The 17,136-nt window shown below is 33.9% G+C and carries 14 protein-coding genes; 7 read left to right on the plus strand and 7 right to left on the minus strand.

Translation table 11 applies throughout. The annotated features are described in order from the left end of the window. Positions 1-39 precede the first annotated feature (39 nt). The 3 genes from Q1A01_RS01010 to Q1A01_RS01020 all read right to left on the minus strand — a co-directional run bounded on the left by Q1A01_RS01010 (position 40) and on the right by Q1A01_RS01020 (position 5,470). A complete protein-coding gene (locus Q1A01_RS01010) occupies positions 40-2,712 on the minus strand; it encodes a T9SS type A sorting domain-containing protein (protein WP_299674605.1) in 2,673 nt (890 codons plus the stop codon). Positions 2,713-2,845: 133 nt separating this feature from the next. Next, entirely contained in the window at positions 2,846-4,381 is a 1,536-nt protein-coding gene (locus Q1A01_RS01015; protein WP_299674608.1) for a glycine--tRNA ligase, read from the minus strand. Positions 4,382-4,588: 207 nt separating this feature from the next. After that, positions 4,589-5,470 carry a hypothetical protein gene (locus Q1A01_RS01020; RefSeq protein WP_299674611.1) on the minus strand — a complete coding sequence of 294 codons (882 nt, stop codon included), beginning with the start codon at positions 5,468-5,470 and terminating at the stop codon, positions 4,589-4,591. Positions 5,471-5,524: 54 nt separating this feature from the next. Between Q1A01_RS01020 and Q1A01_RS01025 the strand changes: the two genes are divergently transcribed. Beyond that, complete coding sequence (locus Q1A01_RS01025) at positions 5,525-6,205, plus strand: phosphoribosyltransferase family protein (RefSeq protein ID WP_299674614.1); 681 nt, start codon at positions 5,525-5,527, stop codon at positions 6,203-6,205. A 113-nt stretch (positions 6,206-6,318) separates the two neighbouring features. Continuing rightward, complete coding sequence (locus Q1A01_RS01030; protein ID WP_299674617.1) at positions 6,319-7,884, plus strand: Ig-like domain-containing protein; 1,566 nt, start codon at positions 6,319-6,321, stop codon at positions 7,882-7,884. Between the two features lie 58 nt (positions 7,885-7,942). On the opposite strand, the gene Q1A01_RS01035 is transcribed toward Q1A01_RS01030, so the two are convergent. Beyond that, positions 7,943-8,113 carry a TonB-dependent receptor plug domain-containing protein gene (locus tag Q1A01_RS01035; protein WP_299674620.1) on the minus strand — a complete coding sequence of 57 codons (171 nt, stop codon included), beginning with the start codon at positions 8,111-8,113 and terminating at the stop codon, positions 7,943-7,945. Between the two features lie 81 nt (positions 8,114-8,194). Beyond that, positions 8,195-8,971 carry an amidohydrolase gene (locus Q1A01_RS01040; RefSeq protein ID WP_299674623.1) on the minus strand — a complete coding sequence of 259 codons (777 nt, stop codon included), beginning with the start codon at positions 8,969-8,971 and terminating at the stop codon, positions 8,195-8,197. Between the two features lie 151 nt (positions 8,972-9,122). Here Q1A01_RS01040 and Q1A01_RS01045 point away from each other — a divergent pair, with 151 nt between their 5' ends. The 5 genes from Q1A01_RS01045 to Q1A01_RS01065 are packed head-to-tail and all read left to right on the plus strand — an operon-like array spanning position 9,123 to position 15,860. Continuing rightward, complete coding sequence (locus tag Q1A01_RS01045) at positions 9,123-9,587, plus strand: NADAR family protein (RefSeq protein WP_299674626.1); 465 nt, start codon at positions 9,123-9,125, stop codon at positions 9,585-9,587. After that, entirely contained in the window at positions 9,584-11,491 is a 1,908-nt protein-coding gene (locus tag Q1A01_RS01050; protein ID WP_299674629.1) for a DUF294 nucleotidyltransferase-like domain-containing protein, read from the plus strand. The genes Q1A01_RS01045 and Q1A01_RS01050 overlap by 4 nt, the downstream gene beginning before the upstream one ends. After that, positions 11,491-12,147, plus strand: coding sequence for a 3'-5' exonuclease (locus Q1A01_RS01055; RefSeq protein ID WP_299674632.1), 657 nt, complete (start codon positions 11,491-11,493; stop codon positions 12,145-12,147). The genes Q1A01_RS01050 and Q1A01_RS01055 overlap by 1 nt, the downstream gene beginning before the upstream one ends. After that, positions 12,144-12,794, plus strand: a complete 651-nt coding sequence (locus tag Q1A01_RS01060; protein WP_299674635.1) for an HAD family hydrolase — start codon at positions 12,144-12,146, stop codon at positions 12,792-12,794. Before Q1A01_RS01055 ends, Q1A01_RS01060 begins: the two co-directional genes overlap by 4 nt. A 30-nt stretch (positions 12,795-12,824) precedes the next feature. Further along, positions 12,825-15,860: a CHAT domain-containing protein gene (locus Q1A01_RS01065; RefSeq protein ID WP_299674638.1), complete on the plus strand. Its 3,036-nt coding sequence runs from the start codon at positions 12,825-12,827 to the stop codon at positions 15,858-15,860. Here the strand turns inward: Q1A01_RS01065 and Q1A01_RS01070 are convergent. Further along, positions 15,850-16,578, minus strand: coding sequence for a tetratricopeptide repeat protein (locus tag Q1A01_RS01070; protein WP_299674641.1), 729 nt, complete (start codon positions 16,576-16,578; stop codon positions 15,850-15,852). The genes Q1A01_RS01065 and Q1A01_RS01070 overlap by 11 nt on opposite strands. Then, positions 16,571-17,113 (minus strand): sigma-70 family RNA polymerase sigma factor, encoded by a 543-nt coding sequence (locus Q1A01_RS01075; protein ID WP_299674644.1) that lies wholly within the window; start codon positions 17,111-17,113, stop codon positions 16,571-16,573. Before Q1A01_RS01075 ends, Q1A01_RS01070 begins: the two co-directional genes overlap by 8 nt. Positions 17,114-17,136 lie beyond the last annotated feature (23 nt).

A 17,136-nucleotide genomic window follows, 5' to 3' on the forward strand; every position in this document is an offset into this window, starting at 1 on the left:
GATGACAAGGCTTTTACTATGAGTGTATGTAAGCTATGCTTATTTTACAATAATCTTTTTGCTAATTGTAGATCCACCGTCAAGTGTATTAAACTGAACGATATAAACTCCTTTAGCAGCGTAAGACATGTCTAAGTTGTAGTTAAACTGGTTTCCTTCTTTGTCAAGGTTATTATAAACAACTTGCTGTCCTAATAAGTTAAATACATTGATAGAAGCTTTTCCTTCAAATCCTGTATTTAAAGTGATATCAAATAATTGATTATCATTTGTAGAGATCACTAAATCTGATCCTTCAAATGCTTGCTCCTCTACATTTAATGCAGGATCAAAGAATGCTGTATAATCATTTGTTCTACCAAATTGTAAATCATCACAAGGATCTAATACATCTCCAGCAGTACTTTCATCTTCCCCTCTTACACGCATTGTATGCTCTCCTAATAATTCAGCAACAGTAAATGCTGAGATATCTAATGAGAATGCAAAGTCAGTATCTGCTGTAGCTACTTGCTCAGTTGCAACAACTTCTCCTGATTCGAATATACCATTATCATTCACATCAATCCAGATAGCAAAAATAGAATCATTGAATCCCATTTGCAAAACACCATCTATAGAACCAGGACCATCAGGATCAAAAGTAAATATGATATCACGATCATCACTATAACCTGTAGCACCACAGTTTACAACAAGGTCTTGATCTGCTAATTGTAATAATGTTACACCATCATTAAATCCAGCACAATCAGATACTGGCTCACATAATTCAACTGCGTTAGTTACCATCACAGTACTAGAATCATTGTTTGTATTAGAATCATCTGCAAGAAGTGTCGTAGCAAAAATTTCATATGTTTGACCATCTACTCCTAAGTCAGCTTGAGCTGCAAAAGTGAAAGATTCTGTTGTTCCAGCAGTAATTGTTCCAGAGAACATTTCTGTTGCTATCTCAACTCCATCTACAGAGTAACTCACCATAGGGTTATCTATATCATTATTACCAAAGTTTCTTATAGAAACTGTAATATCTTCTGCATTTGTAAGAACACCTCCTGTAGGGCTATCGATACTTGAAACCCCAATATCATCTGGCATTGGCTCAAGTAATTCAAAGTTTGCAACTACATCACGACGTGATGGCTCGAAGTATTCTGCAATATGCCAGAAAGTATCATCTACTGGGTCAATAGTAAGTTGTACATAATCTGCAAATCTGTTAGAAGGGTTTGCAGCAGTACTTTGAGCGATAAGCTCTTCTGCAGATGTCATTACGTTTAATGCATCATCACTCTGACGACCTGTATAGCGTATAGAAATTTGATCTGTAGCAGATGAAGATGAATATGCCATAGCAATATCTCCTTCTGTATTCATTACCATACTCGCAGAATATGCATCTCTACCATCTGGTGCATTGTATGTACCTTGTTGGAAAATCTCCCAATCTTCAGCGTCACCACCTGTTGGCTGTCTTAATTCATACCAACGAACACCTGCTAATTCTCCTCCTGAATCTGCTTCTGTATTAATTACAAAATTTAATACAACAGAGTTATGACCTGCAAATCTTCTATATTGAACTTGATTCATTACAGTAGCTTGTAATACATCTAGATCTGGACCTCCTGGTTGTGGTCTGTTAGAGAAACTTCCTCCGTCAAATACAGATACGAATGGTACTAGACCCTCTGCAGGACCTATTTCTTGAGCAGATACGATACTGTGGTTTGCTGGGTTTGCCCAATCAATTGTAGCTTCCCAAATTTGTAAGTGATCTTCAGCAACTCCAGCCCATGCATCATCTTGCATATAAATAATAGGTGCTGGTGTTCCTGGAGCTGGGTGGTTTGCATCTGTGATATGGAAACCTTGTGGGCTATAGAAACCGTTTGTAGCAATTCCAGGTAATGGGAATCCTACAAACTGTGCTGGGTTACCTTGTAACATTTCGTTACGCTCTACAGCAAATACTCTATCTCCGTTTGCTCCATTGTTTACGTTTGCAGTTACAATATAAGAATCTCCCCATACAGAGAATTTAGTATAATCAGGAAAAGCTCCTGTACCAAAACCTGTAGTATATACGTGCCATGCAGATTGCATTGCATCAGGACCTGTAGATACTGCTACGTTAAATCCATTAGGATTGTTATCAAACTCAGTGATTACAAAACGCCCTCTTGGCTCTCCATCTCCATTGTCTGCTTCAGCATCAAAAAAGATAATTGGATCTCCAATATTGTTTCCTGGAAAGATAGTTCCTAAAGCAAGTTCTGCTGTTTCAGGGTTTCCATCTTTATCAAAAATTCTAAATGCACTATTCCAAGCAGCCATATATTGGTTTACACCTGCCGCTCCTGTTGGATCAGATGGTGTTGCTTGAGAAATATCTGCTGTAAAAATAAGGTTTGGAGCTCTCATTGGAGTCTGTACAGCGTTACGCTGTAGCTCTATTAAAGGATCTGGTCCTTCTGGCATACCCTTACCTGGCACAACATTATTTCCTGCTCTCCCTTTAGGGTGGCCTAGTTGTGGTGTATTGTCAGCATACTTTACAGTACCATTCTTAATCTGGTCTGCAATACTAGGAACTAGTATAGGTGCTGGTAATGTTCCCTTGCTTCCTGCTGGGAATTTTTCTTGAGCGGTAGCATTAAAGCCAAAGGCTAATAATGCAACTACCACTAGTTTCATGAACTTACTCATCGTGCGTAGTTTTTTGTCTAATTAGTATAAAATTTTTGTTAAAAAGTTGCTAAATTTACTTAAAATCTCGCTAACTACAACACAAAAAGACACACAATTACTCGTTTTAACTATGTACGCATAGTAAATAGCACTATGAAATCCAGTTCTTAAAACTCACTTGCTGTTCAATAATTCCTTTAATACCCTCTATAGCTATTCGTTCTTGTTTCATAGAATCACGATGACGTATCGTCACTGTTTTAGTTTTGATTGTATCATGATCTATAGTAATACAAAATGGTGTTCCAGCAGCATCTTGGCGACGATAACGACGACCTATAGCATCTTTTTCGTCATAAATTACACTAAAATCAAATTTTAAATCATCTATGATTTGTTGTGCAATTTCTGGTAATCCATCTTTTTTGACAAGTGGTAAGATAGCAGCTTTCACTGGAGCAAGTATAGAAGGTAATTTTAAAACAACTCTTGAAGATCCATCTTCTAATACCTCATCTTGCAATGCCGTAGAAAATACTGCTAAAAACATACGATCAAGACCAATAGAAGTCTCAACCACATAAGGAACATAGCTTTCATTAAGTTCTGGATCAAAGAATTGTAACTTCTTCCCTGAATGTTTTTCATGAGCACTTAAATCATGATTAGTACGAGAATGTATCCCTTCTAATTCTTTAAATCCAAATGGAAAATTAAATTCTATATCTGTAGCTGCATTTGCGTAAAAAGCTAATTTCTCATGATCATGAAAACGGTAATTTTCTTCTCCAAGTCCTAATGACTTATGCCAGTTTAAACGTGTTTCTTTCCAGTATTCATACCATTTCATTTCTTCTCCTGGACGTACAAAAAATTGCATTTCCATTTGTTCGAATTCTCGCATACGGAAAATAAACTGTCTTGCTACAATCTCATTTCTAAAAGCTTTTCCTGTTTGAGCAATTCCAAATGGGATTTTCATTCTTCCTGTTTTTTGAACATTCAAGAAGTTTACAAAAATACCTTGTGCTGTTTCTGGACGTAAGTACAGATCTGTTGCTGTTTCGGCAGAAGCCCCTAGTTTTGTTCCAAACATCAGGTTAAATTGACGTACATCTGTCCAGTTTTTAGATCCAGATTCTGGACATGCAATTTCTAACTCTTCGATAAGAGTTTTTACACCAGCCAAGTCTTCATCTTCCAACAATCTTGCAAGTCTAGCAGTAGCGTCTTTTTGTTTTTGACGATATCCCACTACACGAGGATTTGTTGTTTCATATTGATCACGGTCAAAGCTTTCTCCAAAACGCTTTGCTGCTTTTGCAATTTCTTTTTCAGCTTTTATGTTTAGCTTTTCGGCATAATCCTCTACTAGAACATCTGCTCTGTATCTCTTTTTTGAATCTTTATTATCTATAAGAGGGTCACTAAATGCGTCTACGTGACCAGAAGCTTTCCAAGTAGTAGGATGCATAAAGATAGCGGCATCTAATCCCACAATGTTCTGATGCATTTGCACCATACTCTTCCACCAGTACTCTCGTATATTTTTCTTAAGCTCTGCTCCATTTTGGCCATAATCATATACGGCACTTAGTCCGTCATAAATTTCACTGCTTCCAAAAATATATCCATATTCTTTTGCGTGGGAGATTACTTTCTTGAATTTATCTTCTTGCTTCGCCATAACCTATATGTTATTTACTTTATGCTGTTGCTTTATTGTTTTATTTCTTTATACGCTTTATTGCTTCACTCTTCTCATGGTTGTGAATCTCAAGGGTTCGCTTTCGCGAAAGCGTATACCTCTATATAAATTGTTACATAGGTAACATCTTATAATTAAGATCGCAAAAATAGGAATACCGCTTCTTTTGAAGAAATAGAAGGTATGTTATTTTAACTCCAACTCGGAAGTTAATAGAAGTCTGTCTTCATGAAGTACGTTTACAGTATAGATTCCTTTTTCAAAAGTTTGAACGGGAAGTACTAATTCACACACATTAAAAGGCTTATTACGATAAGGTATCGTGGTACGGGAATTAAAAAGAATATTCTTTCCATTAGAAAGTTTTTCTTCTCTAGGGATTCCTATCATTTTACCATCGCTGTTGAATACTTGCACAAAAAACTGAAGATCTCCTGGTTTTGCTAATTTATTTTCATTTATTTCGTAACAAATACGTACCATCTTTGCTCGATTTGCTCTGGAAGTATTCAAAAACTTACCGCTATTACGTTGTATAACGCCCCTCACTATGAGATTATTTGCTGTAATCTGAGCCCCTAAACTTAATTTTTCTTCAAGCACTCTTTTATCATTTTCTAATGTGCTTTGCGCTTTAGTTGCTTTTTCTAAAGCATCTTGGGTTTCTGCTTGGAGTTTTGCTAATCGTTCGGTTTCATTAAGTAGACTATCATTTTGTTTAAATAATAGTTCGCGCTCACGGCGCATCTTATTGAGTTCTATTCTATATGCTCTTACTATAGATTGTGTTATCTCATTACTATCTAAACGCTTTTGTAGTGCTTCTAAGCTTTCTTTGGCATCAGAAAGTTCATTGGAAAGGATATTTTTTTCTGTCAGAATATCATTATACTTCTTTATTTCTTCTTTAAGTTCTTCTGCTATAAGTGCTTTTTCTTCTTTGAGTCGCGACTCATTTTCTTGCATCTCACCATGCACCTTTATAGTGTATGCTCCCAAGCTCACAACAACCACACAAAGTAGTATCGTAAGTATAAGAAGTGTGTTTTTAGTACTTTTAGTACCCATAGAAATTCTTTATTCCTTGAAAAGTGGTTAAATTAGAAAAAAAATAACAAATGCATGTTGCAATCATTACGGTATTTTTTATTTCCAAAAGCTTGTCATGCGTGTTCTGAAAGTTTACAAGCTTCAGAATATATGATTTGCACGCAATGTAGGCATCACTTACCACTTACTCAGTTTCATTTGTATAACGACAGGGTTGTTCAAAAAGTATTCTACGGGCGTATTATGCTAGAGCAAGCAACTGCATTGCTCTATTTTGAGAAAAAAGGTCCTGTTCAGGCATTATTACATAATTTAAAATATAATGGTAAAGAAGAGATAAGTTCTTTTTTAGGTGATTGGTTAGGTCATGAGTTATCACAATTATCTACTTATCAAACTGTAGATGCTGTCATTCCTGTACCTATACACCCTAAAAAAAGAAAAAAACGAGGATATAATCAAGTTTCTGGATTTGCAAATACACTAGCTAAACATCTCGATGCTTCACATATTGATGATGTTTTAATAAAATCTAAAAATACCAAGACACAAGTTTTTAAAGGTCGTTTTTCTAGAAGTGATGAAATATTAGATGCTTTTTCAATTACAGAAGACCAATCTCTTGAAGGAAAACACATCTTATTAGTAGATGATATTCTTACTACTGGAGCCACCTTAGAGGCATGTGCATTACAATTACTCAAGATTCCTAAAATAAAGTTAAGTATTGCAACCATGGCAATAGCGCAATAAGTATTTCGTTTGGCTAAAAATTAGTTGTTTCTTTGTCATATTAAATGAATACTAGATCTCTATATATTTTGAAAGCAAAAAAGTGCCTCTACTATATTGGTATGCTAGCGTTTATGGCGCTTACCTTAGTAAATTGTGCAAAGACAGGGTCTCCTACTGGTGGTCCTCAAGATAGCATTCCACCAGTATTCATTAAATCTGAACCTCCCAATTACACGACAAATTTTGATGGCAATAGAATTCGTATCTATTTTGACGAATACATCAAGCTGAAAGATTATCAGAAACAATTAATTGTATCACCCCCTTTAGAAAACAGTGTTATCTCTCCACAAGGGTCTGCTGCTAAATATGTAAATATTGAAATTAAAGACACGTTAGAACCTAATACTACATATGTATTTAACTTCGGACAAAGTATTGTAGATAATAACGAAAGTAACCCTTTTTCTTATTTCAAATATGTGTTTTCTACTGGAGATTATATAGATAGTCTTACCGTTAAAGGAGTCATTACTGATGAATTAAAAACGACTCCAGACGATTTTGTTTCTGTTATGCTATATGCTGTAGATAGTACATTTAATGATTCTATTATTTATAATGAGCGTCCAAGGTATGTGACAAATACACTAGATAGTCTTACTACTTTTGAAATAGGGAATATTAAAGAAGGTGAATATATGCTCATTGCTATGAAAGATGAGGATGCTAATTTTACATTTCAACCAAATAAAGATAAGGTAGGATTTTTAAAAGAATTTATAACTGTTCCTACAGACAGCTCTTATACTTTAAAATTATTTAAAGAAGTACCTGAGACCAAATCATCTCGACCTAGACATTCTGGATCTAATAGAATTACCTTTGGTATTTCTGGACCTGTAGATAGTGTTTCGATAGATTTACTTACAAAGACTTCTCCAGATTTTAGATCTAAGATTACACAGAAAGTCAATAGTGATACTTTATATTATTGGTATGATCCAAAACCAGAAATAGATTCCCTTGTTTTTGAAGTAACTGGTCCAAAGTATAGAGATACACTCGTTGCAAAACTTCGTAGCCCACAAGTAGATTCCTTACGTTTTTCTTCAAAATCTGGAGGAACGTTAGTGTTAGGGGCTCCTTTTGAAATTGGAAGTAATATTCCTATAGAAAAAATACAAGACAGCCTCATACAAGTAGTTAGAGATTCTATTCCTATAGCTTATGAAGCACTCCTTTCAGAAAGAGATACAAAACTCTCAGTATCTTTTGAAACAGAAGAGAAAACTAAATATACAATTACTGCATTACCAGGTGCGCTAACAGATTTTTTTGGAACTACAAATGACACACTATCTTATACTTCTACTACAAAAGAAGCTTCTGATTATGGAAATATTAAGCTTACGCTTACAAATGCAAAAAACTTCCCGTATATCATTCAATTAACAAATCAAAAAGGAGAAGTCATACAGGAACGATATACCACGGAGGAAACAGTGTTTGATTTTACTACATTAAAACCTTCAACATATCTCATTCAATTCATCGAGGATCAAAATGGCAATAAAATCTATGATACTGGAAATTATCTAGAAAAACGACAACCTGAAAAAGTGATACATTTTGGCGCTCCTATAGAAGTGAATGCAAGTTGGTATAAGCAAGAGAACTTTACGTTTAAAAACTAAAAAATGAAGAAGGCATATAACTCTCTTCATTCTTATCTATTTCATAAAACACTATTTTTTATGCTCCAACTACAATAAGAGCTTCAGTAATAGGTTTTCCGTCTACAACATATAAAGGTTGCACACTACCCAAACCTCTGATTCGCACAATAGCAGCATTTCCTGGTCGACCATTAGAACTAGCACCACCTAATAGCAATTGCATTTCTTTTTCTGTTAATTTTTCCATGAGCTTATTTTTATATTAATAAACTATAAGTTACTGCTATAAAATTACTTATAGTAGTCCAATCAAATATTTAACAGCAAATTAGCTCAGTGTAAACAAATCTCTATCTTCTAGAAAAGGCAGGCGTTCACGAGTTTCTTTAATATGTATTTTTGACAAGATAGCTGTGATTATTTTTTCTTCCGCTTTCGCGAAAGCAATCTCATCTCCTAAGACATTGTATACTCCAGAATGACCTACATATTCCAATCCATTACCGTCAAGACCTATTCGATTTACGCCTATAGAATAACTCATATTTTCAATTGCTCTTGCTTTGAGTAACGCATCCCAAGCAGACACACGAGGTTTAGGCCAATTTGCCACATATATAACTACATCATAATTCATGGTATTACGTGCATATACAGGAAAACGTAAATCATAACATATTTGTGGAAACAATTTCCACCCTTCGTATTCTATAACCACTTGACGTTCTCCTGCGGTATACAACTCTCCTTCACCTGCCATCATAAAACGATGACGTTTATCATAATGAACAATAGTTCCATCTGGTTGTACAAATAAAAATCGGTTATAATAGTTATCGTTTTCTATTATAATGACACTCCCACAGATTGCCATATTTTTTGTTGATGCCCATTTTTTCATCCATTGCACAGTGGTTCCACTCATAGATTCTGCAAGAACGACGGGATTCATACTAAATCCTGTTGTAACCATTTCAGGCAAAATAGTTAGTTGTGTCTCTTCAGGCACTTCATTTAATAAAGCGTCTAAGTTTTTACGATTTGCAACTGCATTTTCCCAAACTAGATGGGTTTGAATAATAGCAATATGAAGTGTATCTGTCATAGACTCAAAGATACAAGAAGTTTAAAATTAATTTTAGCATAATTTACATCAATGTAATATTGCAATATCAAAATTATCTTATAATAAAAATCACGTATCCCTATTGTTTTTAAGTCCTTAATTCTATGTAACTTTGAAAAGAAAGCTTGTAATGAAAAAAGAAGAAATTAAGTTTTATAGCGAGAAAGCTCAATGGGGCGAATTTTCTAATTTCTCATTATACCAAGTAAAACTCAATGGTAAAACTTGGCCAACTAGCGAGCATTACTTTCAAGCTCAAAAATTTGACGATAAAAATTATCAAGAAAAAATAAGGAAAAGTGCTTCTCCAATGAAAGCTGCTGAAATGGGAAGATCTAGAAAAGTAAAGATTAAAAAGAATTGGGATAACAAAAAAGACAATGCCATGTATGATGTTATTTATGCGAAATTCACGCAACATGAAGAATTAAAAAGTATACTCATAAGCACGAATGATGCTATATTAATAGAACATACTGAAAACGATTCTTATTGGGGTGATGGAGGCAATGGCACTGGAAAAAATCGTTTAGGTAAAATACTTATGAAAGTAAGAGATAAGATTAAGACTACTAACGAATTCAATAACACATGAAAAATACGATTGCTTATCGTATCTATGATTTCTTGAAGCAATTTCCGCCATTTCAATTTATGGCAAAATGGGATTTAATAGAAATCTGCGAGTCAGCTGAAGTACAGTATCTAGATAAAGATCAAGTACTTTTTAAACGCAATACTCCTTATAACTCTCATTTTTATATCGTACATCAAGGAGCTATTAAGCTTTCCCGCCCCTCCAATAATACAGATAAAGTTGTAGATGTCTGTGATGAAGGAGATTTATTAGGATTACGTGTTACTAAAGAAGATTCCTATCGTACTACCGCAATTGCTAATGAAGAAACTATCGTATATGCGCTTCCTATGGAAGCTTTTTCTAAGCTTACAGAATCAAATAAAGTCATTTCTAACTACCTAATTACAAGTTTTGCTTCTAATATAAAAGATCCCTATAGCCTTGAATATAGCGGACAATTATTAAATGAATATGACCGTGACAAGTCTCAAAACATCTATAATATTTCGACTGCAAGATTTACCGAGACCGTTATTCAAAACAATCCTAAAACATCTATTCAGAAAGCAGCAATGCAAATGCAAAAACATCAAATAGGATGTCTTGTTATTTCTAAAAACAATAAACCCATAGGGATTCTCACCAATAGAGAACTTCGTAATGTTATTGCTTCTGGAGAATTTACAGCAGCTACTTTGGTAAATGATGTAATGGTTTCTCCTGTAATTTGCGGCACTCCAGATATTAATGTGACTCAAGCACAACTTATATTATTAAAACATGGTATCAGTCATCTCATCATTACAAAAGATGGGAGTCCTCAAACTGATATTGTCGGTATTTTAAGCAAACATGATATTGTGGTTTCTTTTGGGAATAGCCCTGTTGGACTACTTAAAGAAATAAAACGAGCTACCCGTACAAAGCACCTACGACATGCTTGGGATAAAGCGATGGTTTTATTAAAACGGTACTTAGATCAAAACCTTCCGTTGTCGGAAATTCTTAAAATATTTGGAGAACTTAAAGATGCACTTGTATATCAAACTATGCAATTATCATTGCGTAAGATGGAGGACGCTCCTCCTGTTTCTTTTGCTTGGTTGGCCTTAGGAAGCCAAGGACGTAAAGAGCAATTATTATATACTGACCAAGATAATGCATTGATCTACGCAAATAGTAGTCCAGAAAATGCTAAAGAAGTAAAACAATACTTCTTAAAGTTGGCTAATAGAATGAATAAACGATTACATAAAATAGGATACGATTATTGTCCAGCAGATATGATGGCAAGCAATCCTTTGTATTGTCTTTCTCTTTCAGAATGGGAGTCACAATTTTCTACTTGGATTACAACTCCTACTCCAGAAAACATTTTACTCTCTGGTATTTTCTTTGATTATACGCTTATGTATGGAGATCAAGTTTTAGTAAAAAAACTTACCGATCATATTTCACAAAAACTTGAAAACCAAAAAGTTTTATTACGCCATATGGCAAAAAATGCACTTAAAAACTTACCTCCTGTTAGTTTTTTTAGACAGTTCATTGTAGAGCACAATGGTGAACATAAAGACTTTTTTGATATTAAACATAGAGCTATTGCTCCTTTAAGTGATGCTGCCAGAGTATTGGCATTAGGACAAGGTATTTTATATACTAAAAATACTGCTGAGCGTTTTGAGGCTTTGGCTCAATTAGACACTCCCAATAGAGAGTTATTTGAAAATTGCTCGTATGCATTTAAGGCATTATTAAAATTTCGAACAAAAAGAGGGATTGCTCAAAGTGACAGTGGTCGTTTTATTAATTTAGAGGCACTCACAAAATCTGAAAAACTAAAATTAAAACGATGTTTTAAACCTTTACGAGATGTTCAGGAAGTGCTTCGTGCTCGTTATCAAACACAACATATTTAATGAAATGGCCATGGCAACTTACTAAAGAATATCCTCCTTATTGGGAGCAGTATGAGTCCGCTTTCGCGAAAGCGGAACAAAAACCATTAGCAGAGACTCGATTTGTTGCTTTAGATACAGAAACCACGGGCTTAGACATTAAAAAGGATCGAATTTTATCGATTGGCGCTGTCGGATTAAAAGGAAATACTATTGCCGTGTCTGATAGCCTTGAATTGTATGTAGCACAAGATCATTATGACTCTAAAAGCACACCAATACACGGTATATTAAAGAAAGGAAAAGTAAAGAAAATAGAAGAGGCAGAAGCTATACAACAAACCTTAGCCTACATTGGAACAGCTATTATCATAGGACATCATATCGGTTTTGATATTGCAGTCATTAATAAAATGTTACAGCGACATCATCTCGGAAAATTAAAAAATAAAGTGATAGATACTAGTACTTTATACAAAAAGCTACAACATCCTGTAAATAGAATGTCTATGCAACAAGGATATAGCTTGGATCAATTAAGTGAAGCCTTAAAAATACCTTTATATGACAGACATACCGCCTCTGGTGATGCTATGATTACAGCCCTTGCATTTATTAAAATAAGTAAACGCCTCAAAAAAGACGGCACCTTAAAATTCAAAGAATTATTTACATGAGCACTTCTTCTGATACACTATATATATTTGACATAGACGGCACACTCACAGATAGTATACCTACGTATTTAAAAGTGATTACAAAAGTACTTACCGGTATTGGACTAAAAGATATTGACACCGATTATGACAATTACTTACATCATACAGATAGATATGCATTAGAATATAATTACGAACGAAATTTTGGTAAAAAAGCACCAGACTCATTGCGATATGAACTAGATACACTCCTAGAAACTGAACTTCGTAAACATGATCCTGTGATTGAAATTCCTGGCGCTAGAGAGCTACTGTTACAATTTCAAGATCAAAAAATCCCATTTGCTTATGGAACGGGGGCTTTTCCTAAAGCAACGGTTGTCAAAATGAACGATGCTAATATTCCTTTTATTCCAGAAGTGTTGGCTACTTCAATAACAAGTGTTTCTAGAGTAGGATTTGTAAATGAAGCCATTCAAAAATCTAAAACATATTACCAACGAGATTTTACTAAGATAGTAGCCGTAGGTGATGGATTATGGGATTTGAAAGCAGCACAAGCATTAAAAATTGATTTTTTAGGAGTAGGATTAAAGAATAAAGAAGTCATACAACAGCATGGTTGTACTGCATGGGTTGAAAATTTTAGAGATTATAAAATTTGAGTATCTTAGTTGATAGCTAACCATCTAAAAATGAAAAGAAAATTAATTCTCACGCTGAATTTTCTTATTCTCAGTACTTCTTTTATATATTCTCAAGACATCGAAGAGCTATCAAGACTAGCAGACTCTTTACAGTTTAAAGAATTCAAAAATGAAGAGGCCTTAAAAATCAGAAAAAAAGTACTACAACAACCTTCTGAAACAGATTCTTTATATGGTTTAAATCAGATTCGGTACTGGTCTACTCAAGGATCATTAGCCATCCAAAGTAATGAAATTGAAAAAGGGCTTACCTATCTAGATTCTGTTTGGCAATATAAAGAAATGACACCTTCAAATGAGTATGCTCTTGATTATTTAACTTCGTCAGTAGCTAATTATTATGTAACAGCTTTTCCAAGTAAAGGGGTCGATTTTTGTCTAGACATATGTGAAAAATACATTGTTTTTTTAGAGTCTAAAAATGCCTCTGCTAGTATTATTCAAGCAATATATTCTGATCTTGGATTCTTACATAACTTTTCAAGAAATTATAAAGCCTCTTCTTATTATAATGTATTAGGTATAGAACTTATGCAAAAAGAAAAGGAAGTAGATTCCTCTTTAATTTCCGAGTATTATAATTGGATTGGCTCTAATTATAGTGATCAAGATATATTAGACAAGTCATTAAAGTATTACAAAAAAGGGGTTGCCTTTGGATTAAATAGTGATATTAAAGATCCGTACCCAATCATACATAAATTAGGAAATTACATTAATGAAGTTCTTCTATACGGCGACTATGACGAAGCATTAAAAATATTACACATACTAAAGCAAAAGCAAGAAAGCTGGTTAGGATCTGAATTCTTAGGACATCAGTTTGACCCCCATGAGCGATACAATTCTATCATCATGACTAAACTTTACTACCACTTACCATTTTTAAGATATTATGCACAAACAGGTAATGTAGATAAGGCCGTAGCAACGTTCCAGAAAATGAAGGAGCTTAAAGAAACCCTGACTGATAAACGATGTGATTTTTTAGAACCTTATTCACTAGCTGCCTTAAAAATGGAAATGATCTGGACACTTGAAGAAAAGAAAATACACCTCAAAGAATTTACTGAAGAGATGAAAGTCTCTAATTGTACACATAATTATAGTGTCGCAAAATTTATGCTTGGAAAAGCATATTTCACATCAGGAGATTACAAGATCATGAATCAAGAATTTGAAGATATTGCTATTGAAGGTGCTTCTTATTTTAAAACTTTTCAAGCTAGAGTAAAAAGTTTAAGAGCGCAGGCCGCTTTTAAAACAGGAAATAAAAATGCATTTGTTTTACAACTAAATGAAGCTATTGTAAAACTCATGAAGGATAGTAGCGATATAAAAAAAGAACGATTATTTAGTGCTTCCTTTGAAAAAGAAAACTCTGCCCATACTATTAATCTTTTATTACAAATCAGTAATGATTTTGATAAATTATACCAGGCTACTAAAGACACTACATATCTCTATCGAAAAGTAGACCTTTCTTATATAGCAGCGCAAAAGTTTAATCAGCTATATAAAGATGGATTATTTAATGCAAATTTAGAGCGTTACATCTTCCATATCAATCAAAATTTATTAGATCATCAAGAGCTCTTTGAAGATACTTCTGAGCTTGTTAATCTCATAGAAAATAATTTATCCCAACATCTTACAGCTACTTTCAATCAAAAACGAAATACCCATGTAGAAGTACCTGAAAACCTTGATATTTTAAAAGATGTTATAGATATAAAAATAGAGGCTATTACTTCAGAAGCTATTGTAGACTATCCCGAAAATATAGGCGCACTTCAAAAAACGGCAGATAGTATTAAAACAGTCATACAACAATTACAAGACAAAAAAAATATAGTATCAACAGGGACGTGGTCTGTAAATACGTTTCAAAACACACTTTCAGAAGACCAATGCATTATTCGATATGTATTAGGTGACCAAACACTCTTCGGAATTCGGATAGAAAAAGATCACATCTCTATGATGCCTTTGGGAAGTAGAGAAAAAATTATAGCGCTTATAGACACACAACGCAGCACTATATTTGATCGAACAGCGTCTTATAAACAAACGTTTAAAGAATTATACCAATTACTTTTAGCTCCTTTACTTAAAGACCTTAAAAATCCATCACAAAAACATTTTACATTTATCACACAAAATGAATTGAGCTATGTTCCGTTTGCTGCACTTATAAATCCAGAAGATAAATTTTTAATTGAATCTAATACCGTTTCTACAGCTTTTTCATTACCACTATTGGATATACAAAAGGAGTTAAAAGCAAACGGAAAGCGTTTAGGGGTTTTTGCTCCTATATATGCACACAATGATCAAATGCCTGATGACTTAATTGCTCTACAACGAAGTGGATTTTATGAACTTCCTTTTGCACAAGAAGAAAGTAAAGAGATAAGTGCTCTTTTTGATGGCGATTTATACACTGGCGATAGAGCATCAAAAGAAATGTTTATAAAAGAAAAAGAAAACTATGATATTCTTCATTTAGCAATGCATGCATTATCTGCGTCAAATGATTCGGAACAATCTAGCCTCGTATTTTCTCAAAATGAACGCCTTTTATTTGATGAGTTATACACCTATAATATTCCTGCGCAACTAGCCGTATTAAGTGCATGTAATACAGGAACTGGCATTTTAAAAGAAGGAGAAGACCTTCAAAGTCTCTCAAGAGCCTTTACATATGCGGGAACCAATAGTACGCTTACAAGTTTATGGAATGTAAATGACCAATCTACTAAAGAGATTATGAAATCATTTTATCATAATTTAAAAAATGGAGATTCAAAACATATAGCTTTAAGAAAAGCAAATCTAACGTATCTAAATAGTACTACAGATGAAACTTTAAAACACCCTTATTATTGGGCTGCTTTTACACTTAGTGGTAATACCGCTCCTATTACGCAAACTTCGCATGTATGGTGGTATGTAATAGGTGGATTATTACTTTTAGTGTTGATGTATACGCTTTCGCGAAAGCGTACAAAAACTAACGAATAGCATATAAGAGTTTCTTAGCTTCTTTATGATTGAATCCATCACTAGCACTGATCTCTTCTAAAAGTGCGATACTCTTTTCTTTATTTTTTTCTTTTACATATGCCAATGCGAGATACCATCTGGATTTCTGATAAAAATCATCTTTAAATTTTTGATGCTCTTCCAGCAAAGGTATTGCTTGTTTTGTATCTCCTAGCGCTAAATGAGCATTAGCTATATAAAACAAATAATAAGACGCTTGCGTTTTTTTGAATTCAGCTTGAAATCCTGTTATTGCAGCATTATAATCTTTCATTTCGTATTTAAAAAAGGCATCTTCTTGAGAAGTATCTATACCTTCTCCTCGCTCTATTGGCACTACAATATTACGGTAGGCTGTAAAGTTTTCTGCAAAAAGATCATCTGTATTTGTGGTATCTATAAAATACTTAGAAGCTAAAATGCTCAACCCTATAATAACACATGCTGCAACAGCATATCTTAAAAATGAAGGAGATGATGTAACTTTATTTTCTTCAGGTTCTTGATTTTCAAAATCAATAAACTGTTGTTTTAAACGATCTTTACCCGTATCTATAAGTACTGCATTTAAATCTTTTTCAAGTTCAAATAAGGCATTAAATTCAGGATCACTTTCCAATAATTTATTTAATAGGACCTCATCCTCTTCTGTGAGAGTTTGATGGAAATAGTTATGTATAAGTGTATCCTTATCCATAATTTTGGGGGTTCATCATTGTTTTAAGTTGTTTGAGGCAACGTGATTTTTGAGCTTTTACGGTATTTTCATTTTCGTAATCGGCAGCAATCATAATCTCTTTAATTCTCAATCCGTTTAGGTAAAAGAGTTCTAATATATTACGACAACGCTCTCCTAATTTTTGAAAATGTTGCTTTAGTGCCTTCTGTCTATCTGTAAGTTCAATTATTTCAACTTCTTCCATTGCTTCTTGATCGTTAAAATCATCAACCAGCACCATTTTTTTTTGATCTCTTAACTGCTCATAGAGCTTAAACTTACCTATACCAAAAAGATATGTTTTTATACTACTACTAAAATCTTTTACCTTTCCTCTCATCACATTTTCATACAGCGTAATCATACTCTCCTGATAAACATCTAAAATAATATCGTGATGTATATCATACTTACTGGCAAAACCCACAAAAGCATCCCTGTACCCTTCGTAAATCACCTGATATGCAACAGGATCTCCAGTTCTGAGTGTTGTAATAGAGGGTTCGTTTTTCATTTATGTAAATACGTAGTAGAAGG

Origin of the sequence: uncultured Dokdonia sp. (assembly GCF_947492815.1) — a bacterium.
Classification (GTDB): Bacteria; Bacteroidota; Bacteroidia; order Flavobacteriales; family Flavobacteriaceae; genus Dokdonia.

What these genes read in the sequence shown, in the direction of transcription:
- Q1A01_RS01010 (WP_299674605.1), bottom strand. Translation starts at nt 2,712, where the DNA reads ATGAGTAAGTTCATGAAACTAGTGGTAGTTGCATTATTAGCCTTTGGC.
- Q1A01_RS01015 (WP_299674608.1), bottom strand. Translation starts at nt 4,381, where the DNA reads ATGGCGAAGCAAGAAGATAAATTCAAGAAAGTAATCTCCCACGCAAAA.
- Q1A01_RS01020 (WP_299674611.1), bottom strand. Translation starts at nt 5,470, where the DNA reads ATGGGTACTAAAAGTACTAAAAACACACTTCTTATACTTACGATACTA.
- Q1A01_RS01025 (WP_299674614.1), top strand. Translation starts at nt 5,525, where the DNA reads ATGTTGCAATCATTACGGTATTTTTTATTTCCAAAAGCTTGTCATGCG.
- Q1A01_RS01030 (WP_299674617.1), top strand. Translation starts at nt 6,319, where the DNA reads ATGGCGCTTACCTTAGTAAATTGTGCAAAGACAGGGTCTCCTACTGGT.
- Q1A01_RS01035 (WP_299674620.1), bottom strand. Translation starts at nt 8,113, where the DNA reads ATGGAAAAATTAACAGAAAAAGAAATGCAATTGCTATTAGGTGGTGCT.
- Q1A01_RS01040 (WP_299674623.1), bottom strand. Translation starts at nt 8,971, where the DNA reads ATGACAGATACACTTCATATTGCTATTATTCAAACCCATCTAGTTTGG.
- Q1A01_RS01045 (WP_299674626.1), top strand. Translation starts at nt 9,123, where the DNA reads ATGAAAAAAGAAGAAATTAAGTTTTATAGCGAGAAAGCTCAATGGGGC.
- Q1A01_RS01050 (WP_299674629.1), top strand. Translation starts at nt 9,584, where the DNA reads ATGAAAAATACGATTGCTTATCGTATCTATGATTTCTTGAAGCAATTT.
- Q1A01_RS01055 (WP_299674632.1), top strand. Translation starts at nt 11,491, where the DNA reads ATGAAATGGCCATGGCAACTTACTAAAGAATATCCTCCTTATTGGGAG.
- Q1A01_RS01060 (WP_299674635.1), top strand. Translation starts at nt 12,144, where the DNA reads ATGAGCACTTCTTCTGATACACTATATATATTTGACATAGACGGCACA.
- Q1A01_RS01065 (WP_299674638.1), top strand. Translation starts at nt 12,825, where the DNA reads ATGAAAAGAAAATTAATTCTCACGCTGAATTTTCTTATTCTCAGTACT.
- Q1A01_RS01070 (WP_299674641.1), bottom strand. Translation starts at nt 16,578, where the DNA reads ATGGATAAGGATACACTTATACATAACTATTTCCATCAAACTCTCACA.
- Q1A01_RS01075 (WP_299674644.1), bottom strand. Translation starts at nt 17,113, where the DNA reads ATGAAAAACGAACCCTCTATTACAACACTCAGAACTGGAGATCCTGTT.